Annotated in this window: 15 protein-coding genes, 1 pseudogene and 1 riboswitch; of the genes and pseudogenes, 11 read left to right on the top strand and 5 right to left on the bottom strand. The window is 73.8% G+C overall.

Annotation, left to right across the window (positions count from 1 at the left end; all coding sequences use genetic code 11):
• The first annotated feature begins 55 nt into the window (after window positions 1–55).
• Genes LWC33_RS05975 through eda form a run of 4 tightly spaced genes read left to right on the top strand, consistent with a single transcriptional unit; the run spans window position 56 to window position 4,104 of the window.
• Window positions 56–1,432, top strand: a complete 1,377-nt coding sequence (locus LWC33_RS05975) for an MFS transporter (RefSeq protein WP_233303209.1) — start codon at window positions 56–58, stop codon at window positions 1,430–1,432.
• Window positions 1,429–2,445: an L-idonate 5-dehydrogenase gene (locus LWC33_RS05970; protein ID WP_233303208.1), complete on the top strand. Its 1,017-nt coding sequence runs from the start codon at window positions 1,429–1,431 to the stop codon at window positions 2,443–2,445. The genes LWC33_RS05975 and LWC33_RS05970 overlap by 4 nt, the downstream gene beginning before the upstream one ends.
• Window positions 2,442–3,422: a sugar kinase gene (locus LWC33_RS05965; protein ID WP_233303207.1), complete on the top strand. Its 981-nt coding sequence runs from the start codon at window positions 2,442–2,444 to the stop codon at window positions 3,420–3,422. The genes LWC33_RS05970 and LWC33_RS05965 overlap by 4 nt, the downstream gene beginning before the upstream one ends.
• Window positions 3,423–3,456: 34 nt before the next feature.
• On the top strand, window positions 3,457–4,104 hold the full coding sequence (eda, locus tag LWC33_RS05960) for a bifunctional 4-hydroxy-2-oxoglutarate aldolase/2-dehydro-3-deoxy-phosphogluconate aldolase (RefSeq protein WP_233303206.1): 648 nt from the start codon (window positions 3,457–3,459) through the stop codon (window positions 4,102–4,104).
• Window positions 4,105–4,124: 20 nt separating this feature from the next.
• Here the strand turns inward: eda and xylA are convergent, their stop codons facing one another.
• The 4 genes from xylA to LWC33_RS05940 form a co-directional block, all read right to left on the bottom strand.
• Window positions 4,125–5,315, bottom strand: coding sequence for a xylose isomerase (gene xylA / locus LWC33_RS05955; RefSeq protein WP_233303205.1), 1,191 nt, complete (start codon window positions 5,313–5,315; stop codon window positions 4,125–4,127).
• A 125-nt stretch (window positions 5,316–5,440) separates the two neighbouring features.
• Window positions 5,441–6,658, bottom strand: coding sequence for an ROK family transcriptional regulator (locus LWC33_RS05950; RefSeq protein ID WP_233303204.1), 1,218 nt, complete (start codon window positions 6,656–6,658; stop codon window positions 5,441–5,443).
• A gap of 70 nt (window positions 6,659–6,728) precedes the next feature.
• Window positions 6,729–7,625 carry an acyl-CoA thioesterase gene (locus LWC33_RS05945; protein WP_233303203.1) on the bottom strand — a complete coding sequence of 299 codons (897 nt, stop codon included), beginning with the start codon at window positions 7,623–7,625 and terminating at the stop codon, window positions 6,729–6,731.
• 192 nt (window positions 7,626–7,817) lie between these two features.
• Window positions 7,818–9,179, bottom strand: a complete 1,362-nt coding sequence (locus LWC33_RS05940) for an LLM class flavin-dependent oxidoreductase (RefSeq protein WP_233303202.1) — start codon at window positions 9,177–9,179, stop codon at window positions 7,818–7,820.
• A 230-nt stretch (window positions 9,180–9,409) separates the two neighbouring features.
• Here LWC33_RS05940 and LWC33_RS05935 point away from each other — a divergent pair, with 230 nt between their 5' ends.
• Together LWC33_RS05935 and LWC33_RS05930 are read left to right on the top strand one after the other, a co-directional pair.
• Window positions 9,410–10,483, top strand: coding sequence for a YncE family protein (locus tag LWC33_RS05935; RefSeq protein ID WP_233303201.1), 1,074 nt, complete (start codon window positions 9,410–9,412; stop codon window positions 10,481–10,483).
• Window position 10,484: 1 nt separating this feature from the next.
• On the top strand, window positions 10,485–11,330 hold the full coding sequence (locus LWC33_RS05930; protein WP_233303200.1) for a sugar phosphate isomerase/epimerase family protein: 846 nt from the start codon (window positions 10,485–10,487) through the stop codon (window positions 11,328–11,330).
• 120 nt (window positions 11,331–11,450) lie between these two features.
• On the opposite strand, the gene LWC33_RS05925 is transcribed toward LWC33_RS05930, so the two are convergent.
• On the bottom strand, window positions 11,451–12,167 hold the full coding sequence (locus LWC33_RS05925; RefSeq protein ID WP_233303199.1) for an IclR family transcriptional regulator: 717 nt from the start codon (window positions 12,165–12,167) through the stop codon (window positions 11,451–11,453).
• A 140-nt stretch (window positions 12,168–12,307) separates the two neighbouring features.
• On the opposite strand from LWC33_RS05925, the gene LWC33_RS05920 reads away from it, so the two are divergent.
• The 5 genes and pseudogenes from LWC33_RS05920 (at window position 12,308) to LWC33_RS05900 (ending at window position 17,996) form a co-directional block, all read left to right on the top strand.
• Window positions 12,308–13,522, top strand: coding sequence for a CaiB/BaiF CoA transferase family protein (locus tag LWC33_RS05920; RefSeq protein ID WP_233303198.1), 1,215 nt, complete (start codon window positions 12,308–12,310; stop codon window positions 13,520–13,522).
• Window positions 13,522–14,103 (top strand): carboxymuconolactone decarboxylase family protein, encoded by a 582-nt coding sequence (locus tag LWC33_RS05915; protein ID WP_233303197.1) that lies wholly within the window; start codon window positions 13,522–13,524, stop codon window positions 14,101–14,103. Before LWC33_RS05920 ends, LWC33_RS05915 begins: the two co-directional genes overlap by 1 nt.
• A 222-nt stretch (window positions 14,104–14,325) precedes the next feature.
• Window positions 14,326–14,418, top strand: a riboswitch (SAM riboswitch).
• 229 nt (window positions 14,419–14,647) lie between these two features.
• On the top strand, window positions 14,648–14,851 hold the full coding sequence (locus LWC33_RS05910) for a hypothetical protein (RefSeq protein ID WP_372476553.1): 204 nt from the start codon (window positions 14,648–14,650) through the stop codon (window positions 14,849–14,851).
• A gap of 50 nt (window positions 14,852–14,901) precedes the next feature.
• Window positions 14,902–16,310, top strand: a pseudogene (locus LWC33_RS05905) (NtaA/DmoA family FMN-dependent monooxygenase).
• A 75-nt stretch (window positions 16,311–16,385) separates the two neighbouring features.
• On the top strand, window positions 16,386–17,996 hold the full coding sequence (locus tag LWC33_RS05900; protein WP_233303196.1) for an ABC transporter substrate-binding protein: 1,611 nt from the start codon (window positions 16,386–16,388) through the stop codon (window positions 17,994–17,996).
• Window positions 17,997–18,003 lie beyond the last annotated feature (7 nt).

Here is an 18,003-nt window from a genome sequence, read left to right as displayed (position 1 = left end):
GACCCCGCGAGACGACACCACCCCACCCAGCGGTCACTGAGCAACGGAGTTCACGATGACGGACAGCACGACGGACAGCACCAGGACGGAGCCCCCCGGCGTGGTCAGCCGCACGACGCGCGACCTCACGAGGGCCGCCGTGTCCGGATGGCTGGGCACCGCGATGGAGTTCATGGACTTCCAGCTCTACTCGCTGGCGGCCGCCATCGTCTTCAACAAGGTCTTCTTCCCGGACGTCAGCCCGGCGATCGGCCTGATCGCCGCCATGGCGACCTACGGCGTCGGCTACGTCGCCCGGCTCGCCGGCGCGATCTACTTCGGGCGGATGGGCGACCGGATCGGCCGCAAGAAGGTCCTCTTCCTGACCATCCTGCTGATGGGCGTCTCCACGACGCTGATCGGTGCCGTGCCCACCTACGGCACGATCGGCATCCTCGCCCCGATCCTGCTCGTCGCGCTGCGCCTGATCCAGGGCTTCGGCGCCGGCGCCGAGATCGCGGGCGCCACCGTGATGCTCGCCGAGTACGCGCCGGTCCGGCGCCGCGGGATCATCGCCTCGCTGACCTCGCTCGGCACCAACTCGGGCACGCTCGCCGCCTCCGGGCTGTGGGCGATCCTGCTCGCGGTGCTCAGCGACGAGCAGCTGCTGGCCTGGGGCTGGCGGATCCCGTTCCTGCTCAGCTTCGTGCTGATGATCTTCGCCGTCTGGCTGCGGCGGAACCTCAAGGAGAGCCCGGTCTTCGAGGAGCGGCCCGACGTCGTCGACGGCGTGGCCCTGTCCCGCACCGAGGCCTCGCGCGAGGGCGTGCTGGAGGCCGGCCTGAAGCAGCGCAAGGGGAAGGCGTTCTTCCTGGCCCTGGGCCTGCGGTTCGGCCAGGCCGGCAACTCCGGGCTCGTGCAGACCTTCCTGGTCGGCTACCTCGCCACCACGCTGCTCGTCGACCGGTCGGTCCCGACCGACGCGATCGTCTGGGGCTCGCTGATCGGCTTCGCGACGGTGCCGCTGATCGGCCTGCTCGGCGACAAGGTCGGCCGCCGCCCGGTGTACCTCGGCCTCACCGCCGCGACGATCGTCGTCGCCTTCCCGGCGATGCTGCTGATCACGAGCGGCAGCACCGTGGCGATCACGCTCGGCATGATCCTCGCGCTCAACATCGGCGTGCTGGGGCTGTTCTCGATGGAGAGCGTCACGATGGCGGAGCTGTTCGGCGCCCGCACCCGGTTCACCCAGCTCGCGCTGGCCAAGGAGATCGGCGGCATCCTCGCCACCGCGATCGGCCCGGTCGTCGCGGCCTCGCTGACCGCGCTGACCGGCAGCTGGTGGCCGATCGCCGCGATGCTCGTCGTCTACTCGGCGATCACCCTCGTCTCGACCCTGCTCGCGCCGGAGACCCGCGGGCGTGACCTGGTGGCGCTGGAGGACGCGGCGTGAAGACCGCAGTCGTACACGGAGCCGGCGACCTGCGGGTCGACGAGCGACCCGACCCCGTCGCCGGGCCGGGCGAGGTCCTGGTCGCCATGGAGTGGGGCGGGATCTGCGGCTCCGACGTGGCCTACTGGAAGAACGGCGCCTCCGGCACGGCCTCGCTGAAGCACCCCCTGGTGCTCGGGCACGAGGTGGCCGGCCGGGTCGCCGCGCTGGGGCCGGGCGTGACCGGCCTCGAGACCGGCACCGCCGTGACCGTCCACCCGGCCGAGCTGGTCGGCGACGGGCACCTGCCCGAGCGGATCGCCGGCCGCACCAACCTGTACCCGCACGTGCGGTACTTCGGGTCGGCGGCCTTCGACCCGCACACGGACGGCGGTTTCAGCGGCCTGCGCGCGGTCCGCGCCGAGCAGCTGCGGGTGCTGCCCACGGGCGTCGACACCCTGTCCGGCGCTCTCGCCGAGCCGTTGGCCGTGGCGATGCACGCCGTGTCCCGGGCCGGTGACCTGCGCGGACGCACCGTGCTGGTCAACGGGGCCGGCCCGATCGGCTCGCTGGTCGTGGCCGCGGCGAAGCACGCCGGGGCGGCCGCCGTGGTCGCCTCGGACATCGCCGAGGCGTCCCTCGAGGTGGCCCGCGCGATGGGGGCCGACGAGACCGTCGACGTCTCGACGGGGTCGCTGCCCGAGGACGTCGAGCTCGTCTTCGAGGCCTCCGGCGCGCCCGCCGCCCTCGGCTCGGTGCTCCGCGCGACCGCCCGCGGCGGTACGCTCGTGCAGGTCGGGAACCTGCCCGGGGCCGCGGTGTCCGCCGCGCTCGGCGACCTGGTCACCCGTGAGATCACCTGGATCGGCTCGTACCGGTTCGTCGAGGAGATCTCCGACGCTCTCGCGGCGATGGCGGCGGGCCTGGACGTCACCCCGGTGATCAGCCACCGGTTCCCGATCGACGCCGCCGCCGACGCCCTCGCGGTCGCCGCGGCGCCCGGGAGCAGCAAGGTCATGCTGGAGTTGTCGTGAGCGCGGTGCTGACCCTCGGCGAGACCATGGGTCTGCTGACCCCACAGGGACGGCTGGCGGCGGGCTCGGCCCTTGCCGTCGGCATCGGCGGGGCGGAGTCCAACGTGGCGATCGGGCTGGCCCGGCTGGGCGTCGACGTCACGTGGGTCTCCCGGGTCGGCGACGACGACCTGGGCCGCGCCGTGGTCCGCGAGATCCGTGCCGAGGGGGTGCGGGTGCTCGCCGACCCGGACCCGGCCGCCCCGACCGGGATGATGCTCAAGGAGCTGCGGGGCGGGCGTACGCACCGGGTGCGCTACTACCGCGCCGGCAGCGCCGCCTCGCGGCTCGCGCCCGCGCACGTCGACGCCGTCGCGCCCGAGATCGGCGCCGCCCGGGTGCTGCACCTGACCGGGATCACCCCGGCGCTCGGCCCCGGTCCGCGTGCCGCGGTCGCCCGCGCGGTGGGGATCGCGCGGGAGGCGGGGGTGCTCGTGTCGCTCGACGTGAACCATCGCCGCACGCTCTGGTCCGACGCCGAGGCCCGCGCGGTCCTGGGCGAGCTCGTCCCCGCCTGCGACCTCGTGTTCGCCGGACCCGAGGAGGCAGCCCTGGTCCTGGGCGTGGACGCCGCGCCGGACGCCGCGCCGGTCGACGCCGAGGGGGGCGCCGACCTCGCCGCGCGGCTGGCCAAGCTGGGGTCCGCCACCGCGGTGGTGAAGCTCGGACCGCTCGGCGCCGTCGCGCACGCCGGCGGCACCTCCGTCCACGCCCCGACCCGGCCGGTCGAGGTGGTCGACGCAGTCGGCGCCGGCGACGCGTTCGTCGCCGGCTATCTCGCCGAGCTCGTCGAGGACCGGCCCGTCGAGGCCTCCCTCGCGCTCGGCAACGCCGCGGGCGGCGCGGTCTGCCTGGTCCACGGGGACTGGGAGGGGCTGCCCACCCGCGCCGAGCTCGCGGCCCTGCAGGCCGACCCGCCCACGGACGTCCTGCGCTGATCCCGCCCCGCCGATCTTCCACCGAGGAGTGCCCGTGTCCCTGCTCGCCCGCTGCCCGGTCCTCCCGGTCGTCGTCCTCGACGACCCGGCCCAGGCCCTGCCCCTCGGCGAGGCCCTGCTCGCCGGGGGCGTCGACGTCGTCGAGATCACCCTGCGCACCGCCGCGGGCCTGGCCGGCATCCGGGCCCTGTCCGCGCTGCCCACGCTGCACGTCGGGGCGGGCTCGGTGCTGGTCCCGCAGCACGTCGACGAGGTCGTCGACGCCGGGGCCCGGTTCGTGGTGAGCCCCGGGCTCTCCGCGTCCGTGCTGGACCGGGCGGCCGAGCGCGACGTCCCGGCGCTGCCCGGGGTCTCCGGCGCGTCGGACCTGATGGTCGCCGCCGAGCGCGGGCTCACGGAGGTGAAGTTCTTCCCGGCGAACCTGCTCGGCGGAGTGGCCGGGATCCGCGCGTTGTCCGCGCCCTTCCCCGCGATGTCCTTCCTGCCGTCCGGCGGCGTGAAGCCGGAGAACATGGCGGACTACCTCGCCCTGCCGTGCGTCCCGGCCGTCAGCGGCAGCTGGATGGTCGACCCGGGGCTGCTCGCCGCCGGGCGGTGGGACGAGGTCACCGCCCGCGCCGCCGACGCGGTGCGGCGGGCGCGGGCTGCGGGCCGTCGGCTGATCGGTCCTGACCGGGCCTGATCGGCTCGTTCCGGCGCTGATCAGCGGGCGCCCATGAGGTGTTCGACGGCGAGCTGGTGCAGCCGGACGAACCCGTACCCGCGCCGCCCGGCCCGGTCGGCGTCGAAGTCCTCGAACGACGAGCGGTCCGCCAGGAGCTCGGCGTGGCCCTCGCCGGGTGCGAGGGTCGGGGTCGACAGCTCGGGGACGCCGGCGGTGGCGAGGGCATCCTGCACCTCGGGATCGGCGCGGAAGGCGGCGGCACGCTCCTTGAGCAGCAGGTACATCCGCATGGTGGCGGCGGCCGAGTCCCAGACGCCGGTGTAGCTCTCGGTGCGCGAGGGCTTGTAGTCGAAGTGCCGCGGGCCGTCGTAGGCCGGGCCGCCGCCGGGGCCGCCGTGCTCGAGCAGGTCGACCAGCGCGAACGCGTTGAGCAGGTCACCGTGGCCGAACACGAGGTCCTGGTCGTACTTGATCCCGCGCTGGCCGTTGAGGTCGAGGTGGAAGAGCTTGCCCGCCCACAGCGCCTGCGCGATGCCGTGCACGTAGTTCAGCCCGGCCATCTGCTCGTGTCCGACCTCGGGGTTCACGCCGACCAGCTCGGGACGGGCGAGCTTCTCGATGAAGGCGAGCGCGTGCCCGACCGTCGGCAGCAGGATGTCGCCGCGGGGCTCGTTGGGCTTGGGCTCGAGGGCGAACCGGAGGTCGTAGCCGCGGTCGACGACGACGTCGCACAGCAGGTCCATCGCCTCGCGATAGCGGTCGAGCGCCGCCGCGACGTCCTTCGCCGAGTCGTACTCCGAACCTTCGCGGCCGCCCCACAGCACGAAGGTCCGCGCGCCCAGCTCGACGGCGAGCTCGACGTTGCGCAGCACCTTGCGCAGCGCGAACCGGCGCACCGACCGGTCGTTGCTGGTGAACCCGCCGTCCTTGAACACGGGGTGGGTGAACAGGTTCGTCGTGACCATCGGGACGGTCATGCCGGTGGCGTCGAGCGCCTCGCGCAGGCGCGTGACCTGCTTGTCCCGGGTGTCCGCGTCGGGGCCGAAGCCGAAGAGGTCGTCGTCGTGGAAGGTCAGGCCCCAGGCGCCGAGCGCGGCCAGCCGCTCCACGGCCTCGACGACGTCGAGCGCGGGGCGGGTGGCCTCGCCGAACGGGTCCCGGCCCTGCCACCCGACCGTCCAGAGGCCGAAGGAGAAGCGGTCGGCCTGCGACGGCGTCGGTGCGGTCATCGGGCGCTCCTTGTTTAGTCCAGATCGCGAACTAAACCGGGACCGTAGCCGGGCCGGCATGGGCGCGGCGAGAGCCCGGACGTCTGCGAGTCGCGCTGTGGGCTTCCGCCAGTCGCCGTCGCGGATCAGGAGGGCAGGATCCGCACCGGGTCGGCGACGACCGCGTCGAGCACACCCAGCGCGGCGCCGAGGACCGCGGCGTCGGCGCCGAGGGCGGAGGTGGTGACCGGCGGAGCGCTGCCCCGCAGCGCCCCGACCTGCGCGGCGAGGGCCACGTCGAGCCGGGGGATCAGCACCCGGCCGAGGGCGGCGAGGGTGCCACCGAGCACGATCAGCCCGGGGGCGAGCAGGTGCACCGCAGCCGTCAGAGCCAGGGCGAGTGCGGCGGCGGCCCCGTCGACGGCCGTGCGGGCGGCGTCGCCCGCCGCGTCGCCCGCAGGCCGGTCGAGGGCCGTGAGCAGCGGCGCGAGGCCGCCCTCGGGGTCGAGACCGGCGGCGCGAAGCAGGGCGGGCAGGCCCGCGACCGTCTCCAGGCAGCCGCGCCCGCCGCAGGCGCAGGGGGCCCCGCCGGGCACGACCACGACGTGCCCCAGCTCGCCGGCGAACCCGTCGGCGCCGGAGTACAGCCCGGACCCGACCACCAGCCCCGCGCCGATGCCCACCTCGCCGGTGACCACGAGGAACGACGGCCGGCCCGTCCCGACGCCGAGCCGCAGCTCGCCCAGCGCCGCCAGGTTGGCCTCGTTGTCGACCGTGACCGGCAGGCCCGCCCGGGGCGGGAGTCCGGCCAGGTGCGGGTCGAGCGGGACGTCACGCCAGCCCAGGTTCGGCGCCGCGACGAGCCGCCGCTGGTCGTGGTCGAGCAGGCCCGGGACGGCGAGCCCCGCGCCCACGAGGGTGAGCCCCTGCGCGTGGGCCCGTTGCTCGGCCTCCACGGCGAGAGCGCCGAGCTCGGCGAACACGGCATCGGGGGAGCGGCGGTTCGACCCGACCCGCTCGAGCCGGACCCGGGTGCGCCGGCGGAGGTCGACGACCCGCACCGCCAGCCGACGCGCCCCGATCTCGCAGCCGAGACCGGCGACGTGTCCGCCGTCGAGCCCCAGCCCGATGCCCGGCCGGCCCCGCTCACCCTCACCGGTGCGACCCTCCGCCACCAGCAGCCGCGCCTCGACGAGCTCGCCGACCAACGAGGACACCGTCGACTTGGTCAGCCCGGTCGCCACCGCCAGTCCGGCGCGGCTGATCGTGCCCCGCCGCGCGACCTCGCCCAGCACGACGCCCAGGTTGTGGTCCCGCATGCTGCGGTGCCGCATGCCAGGGGCGGGTGCCGGGCGGTCGGTCATGCGCGCATCCTGCCCTGCCCGCGGGACTCGGTCAGTCGGGCAGTGTCGGGAGCGCCCTGGCGAAGAGCCGCTACGCGCGGCGGCGGATCATCGCCTCCTGCGCCACCGTCGCGACGAGCCGCCCAGAGGCGGTGAACAGCCGGCCGTGGCAGAGCGCCCGGCCGCCGTCCGCCCAGCTGCTCTCCTGCTCGTAGCAGAGCCAGCCGTCCGCGCGGAGCGGCCCGTGGAACCAGACGGCGTGATCCAGGCTCGCCGCGCTCACGTCCGGGGCGCCGAACATCGTGGCGTGCGGGGCGAGGGCGGTGGACAGCAGCATCATGTCCGACACGTAGGCCACCACCGACCGGTGCAGCAGGGCGTCGTCGGGCAGGGGGTCGCGGGTCCGCACCCAGAACCGGTGGCGCGGTGGCGCGGCCTCGCCCCGGTGTGCGGCCGAGCGCGGCAGCTCGCCCTCGAACCGCAGGTCCACGGGGTGCAGCCCGGCCAACCGGCTCCACCAGGCGCGCACCGTCTCGTCGGCCCCGGCGACGCACTCCAGCGGGGTGGGGAGGGAGTCCGGGTCGACCGTCCTGGCACCGAGCAGGGGCAGCTGGTGCGCCCAGCTCTCCTCCGGCACGTGGAACGAGGCCGTGAGCAGGAAGACCTCCTTGCCGTGCTGCTCGGCGACGACCTGCCGGGTGCTGATCGTGGCGCCGTCGCGGACGGGCGTGACGTGGAACCGGGTCGGGGCGCCGGCGTCGGCGGGGCGCAGGAAGTGGCCGTGCAGCGAATGGACCGGGCGGCCCGGGTCGACGGTCAGCCCGGCCGCCCGCAGCGACCGGCCGACCACGACGCCGCCGAACCCGCGCTCGAGCGACCCGCCCTGGCCGGGTGCCTCGAAGACCTGCGCGCCGGCCGGTTCCACACCCAGGAGGGACTCGACGGCGACCGGCGCGGTCGCGGTATCGACGGTGTCCAGGTCCGTCATCGTCGGCCCACCGGCGGGGCGGACGGGGCGGCGAGGTGCAGCACGGGACCTCCTGACGCGTGCGGGCGCGCCGGTCCCCGTGGGACGTCGGGCTCCGGCGCGCCGATCCTGATCTGCGTCCAGTCTGCGTCCCGACGGCCGCGCGGTGGATCAGCCCGTGGTGCGCTTCACAGCGTCAGCCGCTTACGGGGCTCAGCGCCGGAACGTGCCGGCCAGGTGCGTCTCCGGGATCCGGTCGGTGGCGAACAGCTTCTCGCGGAAGGTACCGGGGGCGTACTCCGTCTTGTAGCGGCCGCGCTCCTGCAGGATCGGGATCACCATGTCGATGACGTTCTCGAACGTCTCGTGCGCCACGATCCTGGCCACGTTGAAGCCGTCGAGGTCCGTCTCGTCCATCCAGCGGACGAGCTCGTCCGCGATCTGTTCCGGGCTGCCGACCATCGCCATGTTGGTGCCGCAGAGCGCCTTCTCCTCCAGCACCTGGCGCAGCGTCCACCTGTTGCCCCGGGTGAACATCTCCAGGGCGGAGCGGTTGGCGTCGTTCTCCTCGTACTCGATCGGCTCGTCGACGGGGTAGTTCGACAGGTCGATGCCCATGATTCCGGACATCGTGGCGATCAGGCCCTCGAAGCTCGTGTACCGCAAGTAGTCGGCATAACGAGCCCGGGCGAGCTCCTCGGTCTCGTCGACGAAGATCGACACCCCGGCGAAGAACTTCGCCGACTCCCGGGAGCGGCCGACGGCCTCCAGCTCCTTGGTCATCGTCGCGATCTTGTCCCGGACGATGTCGGTGGTGGTGCCGTTGAGGTAGATGCCCTCGGCGTGGGTGCCGGCGAACCGGCGGCCGCGCTCGGAACCGCCCGCCTGGAACAGCACGGGTGTGCGCTGCGGGGAGGGCTCCACGGCGTGCACGGCACGGAAGCGGTGGAACTCGCCCTCGAAGACGATCTCCTCGACCTTCGACGGGTCCGCGTAGACCCGGGTCGCCTTGTCCTTGACCAGCGACCCGTCCGCCCAGCTCTGCTCCCACAGCCGGTAGACGGCCTCGCAGAACTCGTCCGCCATGTCGTAGCGCCGGTCGTGCGCGATCAACCCGTCCAGGCCCATCGCGCGGGCGCCGCTGGCCAGGTAGCTGGTGACGATGTTCCAGCCGAGCCTGCCCTCGAGCAGGTGGTCCAGGGTCGAGATGCGGCGGGCGAACTGGTACGGCTGCTCGTAGGTACAGCTGCCGGTCATGGTGAAGCAGAGGTTCTCGGTCACCGCGGCCATCGCGGGCAGCAGGACCGCCGGGTCGACGCTGGGGGACTGGCAGCCGTTGCGCAGGGCGCCGTCCTTGCTGCCCTCGTAGACGTCCGGCATGCCGTAGACGTCGGCGATGAAGAGGTTGTCGAACAGGCCGCGCTCGAGCAGCTGCGCGTACTCCGCCCAGTAGCGGATCGAGGTGTAGTCCACGGCCTTGTCCCGCGGATGCGCCCACAGCCCGAAGGACTGGAAGCTCGGGTTGCCCTGTTCCAGGGCGTTGAAGCGGATCTGCTTGGGCTGGCTTCCGGGCACGCCTGTTCCTCCTCGAGGCCGTCCTCGGTACCGGCCTGGGTGTTCGTCCTCGATCATGGACCGCTGTATGAGCGTAACAACCATCACGTGAGATCTGAAGGTGGTCCAGGTCTGGACGTCCGGCGGGCCACGGGTGAATGATCGGGCGCGCACCGCCGCCCCGACGGATCGAGGACGACCGCCATGTTCGTGTGCCCGCCGACCGCCCACCTCCCGACCGGGGCGGTGCGATGACCGCCGGCGACGTCCTGCTCGTGGCCAGCCAGTTCGGGCAGAAGCTTGACTTCTTCGACGCGACCACGCTGGAGAAGCTCGACACCGTGCCGGACCTGATCGCCCAGCCGCACGAGATGGCGTGGGACGAGGGGCGCCGGCTCGCCTACCTCGCGCACACCTACCGTGCGGGGGCGTACGGCGAGGGCAAGCCGAAGGCCCACGAGATCAGCGTGATCGACGCCGATGCCCGCAAGGTCGTGGACGTCATCGACGTCAGCCCGTACGAGGCGCCGCACGACGTGGAGTACGACCCGGCGGCCGACCTGATCTACACCGGCGTCGAGGCGGGCGACGGTCGCAACGGGATCGTGGTGATCGACGCGGCCACCCGGCAGGTCGTCGGGAACGTCCCGCTCGAGGCGCCCAACGCGCACTGGATGTGCCTGACGCCGGGCGGCGCCAAGGCCTACGTGGCCCACAAGGAGGCGCCGGTGCTCTCGGTCGTCGACCTGCGGGCGCGCCGGCAGATCGGCACGATCCCCGCCCCGGCCGGCGCGGAGGAGATCGACTGCTCGCCGGACGGCCGGTACGTGTTCGCCGCGACGCCGATGATGAGCCTGGTCATCAACGTCGCGCAGGGGCAGCTGAACAAGGCGGTGCCGCCGCCCGGCACGCCGGCCCCGGGTCTGGTGAAGATCGACGTCGCGTCGGACGAGGTGGTCGGCAGGTTGGAGTTCGACGAGTACCTGTCCGCCCTGCGGGTCGCGCCCGACGGACGGGTCCTGGTCACTGAGTTCCGCTTCCCGGAGCCGGGGGCCGCGCCAGGCGGCCCGGTCCGCGGCCGGGTGCACGTCGTCGAGCCGGAGCGGCTCGAGGTGCTGGCCTCGGTCGAGGTCGACGAGCTGCCCTTCACCACCCGCTTCTCCGCTGACGGCCGTACCGCGTTCACGGCAAACCTCAAGACCGGGTCGGTGAGCGTGATCGACCTCGACACCTACGAGGTCACCGCGACGCTGGACAACAACATCGGCCCGGCGTTCGGCGGGTCGCACGGCATGTGCCTGGTCCCCGCCCGGCGGGAGGGCTGAGGTGGGGCTCCTCGACCGCACCGACCTCGTCGCGAGCTACTACACGCTCACCGGGGCGCACCTGAGCCGGCCGCCCCGTCACGCGCTCGCCGCGCGGGCGGAGGCCGCCGCGGCCGCGGGCTTCACCGGGCTCGCGCTCGCCCCGGCCGAAGCGGCGCAGGGGATTCCGGAGGTGCGCGCGGCGGTGGCCGGCCTCGCGGTCCCCGAGCTCGAGCCGCTGCGGGGCTGGGACTCGGGCGGCCGCGGCGACGAGGAGGCGGTCTTCGCGCTGGCCGCGGCGTTCGGCTCCCGGCAGGTCACCACGATCCAAGTGGTCGACGCGGCGGTCGACGCCGGGGCCACCGCGGTGCCGGCGGACCTGCTCGCCGAGCGGTTCGCCGGACTGTGCGCACGGGCCGCGGAGCACGGGCTGACCGTGGGGTTCGAGGCCCGCGCGAACTCCCCGGTGTCCACCCCGGCGCAGGCGGCCGCGCTCGTCCGGGCGTCCGGCGCGGCGAACGCCGGGATCGTGCTCGACGCCTACCACGTCCACCGTGCCGGGGTGTCCCTCCCGGACATCGCCGCGGTGGCCGACCTTGTGGTGTCGCTGCAGCTCAACGACATGCTGGCGGAGCCGCGGCCGGACCCGGCGGAGGACGCGCTCGAGTTCCGGTTGGTCCCGGGCGAGGGGGCGATCGACCTGCCGGGGTGGCTCGCCGGGCTGGCGGGACTCGGGATCGACGTGCCGATCGCCGTGGAGGCCCTGTCCCGCGAGCACAATGCCCGGTCCCTCGAGGAGGCCGCCGCTCGGACCGCGGAGGGGGCCGGGCAGGCCCTGGCCGCCGCGCGGGAACTCGCGGCCCGGTAGCCGGACCAGCCCGGTAGTCGGATCAGCCCGGTAGCAGGATCAGCCCGGTAGCCGGATCGGCCCGGTGGCAGGATCAGCCCGGTAGCCGGATCGGCCCGGTGCCGCGGCCCGGTCGTCGGATCAGCCCGGCTCGCGCACCCAGGGCGCGATCCGGCGGGCCGCGTCCTCGAGGTCCGGCAGGCACTTCTCCACGACCTCCGGCGACATCCGGGTGGTCGGGCCGGACAGCGTGACGGCCGCGACGACCGCCCCTCCGGCGCGCACCGGGACCGCGACGCCGGTGACGCCGGAGATCAGCCCGTCCGCCTGGACCGCCCAGCCGCGTTCCGCGGTCTCGCGCAGCCGCGCCAGCAGCTCCACCCGGGAGCCGGCCGCGTCGCGGGCCCGCTCGATCAGCGCGGTCTGCTCCGCGGCCCCCAGCTCGGCCATCAGCACGTCGCCGGTGGCCGTGCCGACCATCGCCATCGCGTCCCCGACGGGCACGACCCGCCGTAGCTCGTGGCGGCTGTCCACGGACGCGATGCAGACGCGGGTGTCGTCCCGCCGCACGTTGAGCGACGCCGTCTCGCCGGTGCGGTCACGCAGCTCGGCGAGCACGCGATGGATGGTGGCCATCGGGTCGCCCCCCGCCCGCGCGTCCCGGACCAGCCGGAACACCCGCGAGCCCAGGACGTAGGAGCCGTCGTCGAGGCGGTCGAGCATCTGCTCCTCGGCCAGCTCGCGCATGATCCGCGAGACCGTGGACAGCGACAGCCCGGTCCCGGTGCCGACCCGGGCCGCGGTGGCCGGTCCGCGGGCGGTGGCGACGCCCTCGAGGATCGCGACCACGCGTTGCATCGACCGCACCGGGACTCCCTCCTGACGGCGTGAGCCTACTGGCCCCGCGGGCTTGACGCGCTCCGGCGGCGTTCCTACGGTTGTGCCAACCAGCAAGAGTAGCTCTCACTGCATGAGCGTGAGGGCGGACGGGAGACCAGGTGGCGCCTCGCGCACTGGACGGCGTGACCGTCGTCGACCTGACGCAGATCGTGAGCGGGGCGGTGACCAGCATGATGCTGGCCGACTTCGGCGCCGACGTGATCAAGATCGAGCCGGTGGGCGGCGAGACCTACCGCAAGGCGGGCTACGAGCTGCACGGCCCCGGTGGCTCGACCAACCTCAACATCCTGCGGTTCTCCCGCGGCAAGAAGAGCATCGAACTGGACCTGAAGTCCGAGCGCGGTGCGCAGATCCTCGCCGACCTCGTCGAGCAGGCGGACGTGCTCGTCGAGAACTTCCGGCCCGGCGTGCTCGAGCGCCTGGGCTTCGGCTGGGAGCGGCTGCACGCGCTGAACCCGCGGCTGGTCTACACCTCGATCAGCGGCTTCGGGCACGACGACGTCCTGCCCAGCCCGTACCGCGACCTCCCGGCCTACGCGATCATCGCCGAGGCGATGGCCGGCCTGACCCATCTGGCGGGGGAGAAGGACCGCCCGCCGGCCTGGATGGGCTTCGCGATGTCGGACATCTTCTCCGGCACCTGCGCCTTCGCCGGCACGCTCGTCGCGCTGCGGGACCGCGACCGCACCGGCGAGGGCACCCGCGTCGACATCGGCATGTTCGACGCGTCGCTGCTGATGAACGACCTGCCGCTCGCCTACCAGGAGCACGTCGGCGAGACGATGGGGCGCGGGCAGTACGCCCTGCAGTCCCCGTGGGGCCCGTTCGAGACGAGCGACGGCTACGTGATCATCGCCGTGCTCAACGGCCGCGAGTGGGCGGCGCTCTGCGACTGCATCGACCGGCCCGACCTCGCCGACCACCCCGAGCTCACCACCGGGCACCAGCGGTCGAAGGCGCACGAGCGGCTCGTCCGCCCGGCGGTGGAGGAGTGGACCCGGGCCCGGACCAGGGCCGAGGCGGTGGCGGCCCTGCAGGGGCACCGGGTCCCCTCCGCGCCGGTCAACACGACGGACGACCTGCTCGACGACCCGCAGGTCGCCGCCCGGCAGATGCGCCAGGAGACCGCGAACCGGGAGCTGGGCACCATCCGCACGGTCGGCAACCCGATCAAGGTGGCGAGCTCGCTCGTCGGGCAGGTGCCCGCGACGTTGCCCGGGCTCGGCGAGCACACCGACGACGTGCTGCGCACCCGGCTCGGGCTCGACGACGCGGCCATCGCGGCGCTGCGCGAGGCGAAGGTGGTCGGCTGATGCCGTTCCCCCACGCCGCCGACCCGCGCGTCGCCCCCGTCGAGGATCCCGCGCCGGACGTCGCCGACATGCTGGCCAAGACCCTCGGCGACGACCGGGGCGTGCCGCTGGTGATCTTCCGGACGATGGCCAGGCACCCGCGGATGATGAAGCGGTTCAACGTGCTCGGCGGGTTCTTCCTGACCCGCGGCGAGCTGCCCGCGCGCGAGCGCGAGCTCGTCGTGCTCCGGGTGGCCTGGCGCAGCGGCTGCGAGTACGAGTGGGCCCAGCACGTCCTGATCGGACGCCGGGCCGGGCTCACCGACGCCGAGATCGCCCGGGTCGCCGAGCCCGGCGCGCCGTGGTCGGCGGCGGACGCCGCGCTGCTGCGGGCCGCCGACGAGGTGCTCGACCACACCGACCTGTCCGACGCGACCTGGGCCGAGCTGGCCGGTCGCTTCACCGAGACCCAGCTCGTGGAGCTGGTCGTGCTGGTCGGCTTCTACCGGATGGCGGCCGGGTTCCTCAACGCGACCGGTGTGCAGAAGGAGGCGGACCTGCCGGGCTGGCCGGCGGGTGCCGAGTCGGAGGAGGCGAAATGACCCTGCGCGAGGTCGCCGTGACCGGCATCGCGACCGTCTGAGCCGGGACGACAGGTCGATCGTCCGGACGTTCGAGCCCCGTTGCGGCGTCTCGTTCTCCCTGCTGGACAGCGATTTCGTCCTGTCCGGACAATCGGGCGCGGCCTCGATCACACTCGTCACCCGGAGGATTGACGAGGACGCCCTCCTGATCCGTAGAGTGAGGACCGGCCCCGCGGGGTCACACCATCCAGAGCGGCCGAGAGACCTGGCTCGACGACGCCGCAGCAACCCCCCGTCGACGGGTGCGGGTGCTCAAGCCGGGAGCGATGGAGGAGTCATGTTTCTCGGGGTGCGGCGGCGCCACGTGGATCTCCTGCGCACGGCCGGCGCGGGCTGTCGGGGCTGACGAGGACCCGAACCCCGTCCCTTCTCCCGCAGGAGAGGTCTGCCCCATGGCCCCCATCCACCTGGCCGTCGCGCTCGACGGCGCCGGCTGGCACCCCGCGGCCTGCGCTCGGACGCCGCGGTCCTGGCCGGCACCCCGACCGCGCTGGCCGACCTGTTGGAGTCCTGGCAGGCGGAAGGGGTCGACGGGTTCCGGCTGCGGCCCGCGGTGCTGCCCACCGACCTCGACGCGATCGTCGACGGGCTGGTCCCGGAGCTGCAGCGGCGCGGCCTGTTCCGCACCGCCTACGAGCCGGGGACCCTACGCGAACGCTTCGGTCTCGAACGTCCGGCCGGCCGGTACGCGGGGGTGGCGGCGTGAGCGAGCTCGGGGGACGGCAGCCGGCGGAGCTTGCGGAGCCGGCGGGGTGGGTGGACACAGCGAGCGAACCATCGGCACGGCGCGCGGCGAAGAAGCAGGTGATCCTCGGGGCCTACTGCCCGGGGGTCAACCACGACACCGTGTGGAGCGAGCCCGCGTCGGGCAGCCACATCGACTTCGCGTCCTTCGAGCACTGGGCCCGCACGGCCGAGCGCGGCACGTTCGACCTGTTGTTCCTCGCCGAGGGGCTGCGGCTGCGCACCCGGGGCGGGCAGGTCTTCGACCAGGACGTCGTCGGGCGGCCGGACACCTTCACGGTCCTCGCCTCGCTGGCCGCGGTGACCGAGCACATCGGGCTCGCCAGCACGATCAACGCCACCTTCAACGAGCCCTACGAGCTCGCCCGCACGTTCGCGACGCTGGACGTCCTGTCCGGCGGGCGGGCCGCGTGGAACGTCGTTACCATCTCCGACGCCGACACCGGCGAGAACTTCCGCCGCGGCGGGTTCCTGCAGCACTCCCAGCGCTACGAGCGGGCCGGCGAGACCCTCGACGCCGTCCGGGCGCTGGGGGACTCCTGGGGATCCGACGCCGTGGTCGCCGACCCGGCGAGCGGGCGGTTCCTCCGCGACGGGCACGTCGGCGACTTCGCCTTCCGCGGTGCCCAGTTCGACATCGCCGGGCGTTCGGCACTCCGCGCAGCCCGCAGGGCCACCCGGTGGTGCTGCAGGCGGGGGAGTCGCCGGCCGGGCGGGACTTCGCCGCCTCCCGGTCCGACGCGATCTTCTCCCGCTACTCGAAGTTCGAGGAGGCGCAGGCCTTCTACACCGACGTCAGGGCGCGGGTCGCGAAGTTCGGCCGGCATCCCGGCCAGGTCAAGATCCTGCCGTCGGCGTCGGTGATCCTGGGCGACACCGAGGCCGAGGCCCGCGACCGGCACCGGGACGTCCGCAGCCGGCAGGTCGACCCCTTCACCGCGATCGTGCTGGCCGAGATGGTGTGGAACCGCGACCTCTCCCAGGTCGACCCGGACGGGCCGGTGCCCGACCTCGAGCCCACGCCGGAGGCGCCGAAGTGGATCCGCGGGCGCGCCCCGCTGACCCAGGACGCCCACGCCACGGCCGAGGCCTGGCGGGCGCTCGGCCGGGAGCGCGGCTGGTCGCTGCGCGAGGTCGTCACGCACGTGTTCGACCGGGCCGTGTTCGTCGGCACGCCGGCACAGGTCGCCGCCGAGATCGACCGGTACGTGCAGGAGGACGCGGTCGACGGCTTCATCCTCGGCTCCTACGTCAGCCCCGCGGGTCTCGACGAGGTCGTCGAGAAGGTGGTCCCGCACCTACGCGACCGCGGTGTCCTGCGCGACCGCTACACCGGTCCCACCCTGCGCGAGAACCTCGGCCTGTGCCCGCCCGCGGGCCTCGGCGAACCGCACACCGCGGGCACCCGCACCGCTTCCTGACCCTCCGCTCCCACGCACCCGAGGACCGGCACCCCGCCGGTTCGTTCGGCACCCTCATCCACCTCAAGGACCCCGATGACCGTCAGACCAGGCAGGTCGCTCCTCGCGGCCCTGCTCACCGCCTCCGCCGTCGCGCTGGCCGCCTGCGGCGGCTCCGCGGGCAGCACCGCCGGCGGCGACGCGGGCCCGCCGCAGCCCGGCGGCACCCTGCGCTTCGCCGTGGGCAGTGACGCGGGGTGCGTCGACCCGCAGCAGGTCGGCAGCAACGACACGATCTACTCGGTGCGCCAGCTCGTCGACTCGCTGACCGACCAGGACCCGCAGACCGGGGAGCTCCAGCCCTGGCTCGCCACGTCGTGGCAGACCTCGCCGGACGCGAAGAGCTACACCTTCACCCTGCGCGAGGGCGTCACGTTCTCCGACGGCACACCGCTGGACGCGAACGCGGTCAAGGCGAACTTCGACCGGATCCCGCAGCTCGGCGCCCGCGGCACCCTGCCGAAGGGGTACCTCGCGGGCTACGCCGGTACCACCGTCGCCTCGCCGACGCAGTTCACCGTCTCCTTCCAGCAGCCGAACGCGCAGTTCCTGCAGGCGACCTCGACCCACAGCCTGGGCATCCTGTCGCCGGCCTCGGTCGCGAAGTCGGACGACGACCGCTGCGCCGGGGTGATCGGCTCCGGCCCGTTCACGCTGCAGAACTACGTGAAGAACGCCTCGATCACGCTCGCCAAACGGCCCGGGTACGCCTGGGGCTCGTCGCTGTTCGCGCACCAGGGCGAGGCGTACCTGGACACCGTCGAGTTCCGGATCGTGCCCGAGTCCGGGGTGCGCACGGGCTCGCTGCAGTCCGGTGAGGTGGACGCCATCGGCAGCATCGGGCAGCAGGACGAGGCCCCGCTGTCCGGCGCGGGCGCGCAGCTGCTGGCCCGGTCCAACCCCGGCGTCGTCTTCGGCATCGCGTTCAACCAGAGCAAGCCGATCGTCTCCGACCCGGCGGTGCGCCAGGCGTTGCTCACCGCGGTGAACCGCGACGAGATCGTGGGCGGTGTCTTCCCGTCGCAGACGAAGGCCGCCACCAGCGTGCTGGCCTCCACCACGCCGTCGTACGCGGACCAGGGGCTCACCTTCGACCCGGCGAAGTCCGCGGCCACCCTGGACGCGGCCGGCTGGACGGCCGGGCCGGACGGGATCCGCGTCAAGAACGGGCAGCGGCTGACGGTCCCGGTGACCTACTCGCCGGTGGCGGCCACCAACAAGCCCGCCCTCGAGCTCCTGCAGCAGCAGGCCAAGGCCGTGGGGATCGACCTGCAGGTCCAGGAGGTGCCGATCGCCCAGGCCGCGCAGCTGCAGGCCTCCGGTGACTTCACGGCGCTCTGGTACAACGTCACCCGGGCCGACCCGGACATCCTGCGCGGCCAGTTCTCCACCGGCGGGGCGAACCTGTTCCGGCTCCCGGACAGCCCGCTGCAGGCGCAGCTGACCGCCCAGGCCGCCGAGCCGGACCCGGCCAAGCGCACCGCGATCGTCGAGCAGGCGCAGCAGACGGTGCTCTCGGAGGGCGTCTTCGTGCCGATCGTCGAGCTGACCACGGTGCTCGGCGTGGGCGCCGGGGTCCACGGTGTCGCCTTCGACGCCTCCTCGCGCATCCAGCTGCACGACGCGTGGAAGACCGACGCGAGGTGATCCGGCC

This window comes from Pseudonocardia terrae (assembly GCF_021343995.1).
Lineage (GTDB): Bacteria > Actinomycetota > Actinomycetes > Mycobacteriales > Pseudonocardiaceae > Pseudonocardia > Pseudonocardia terrae.
The sequence above is the reverse complement of the archived record's forward strand: the minus strand, read 5'-3'. Positions and strand labels throughout refer to the sequence as shown.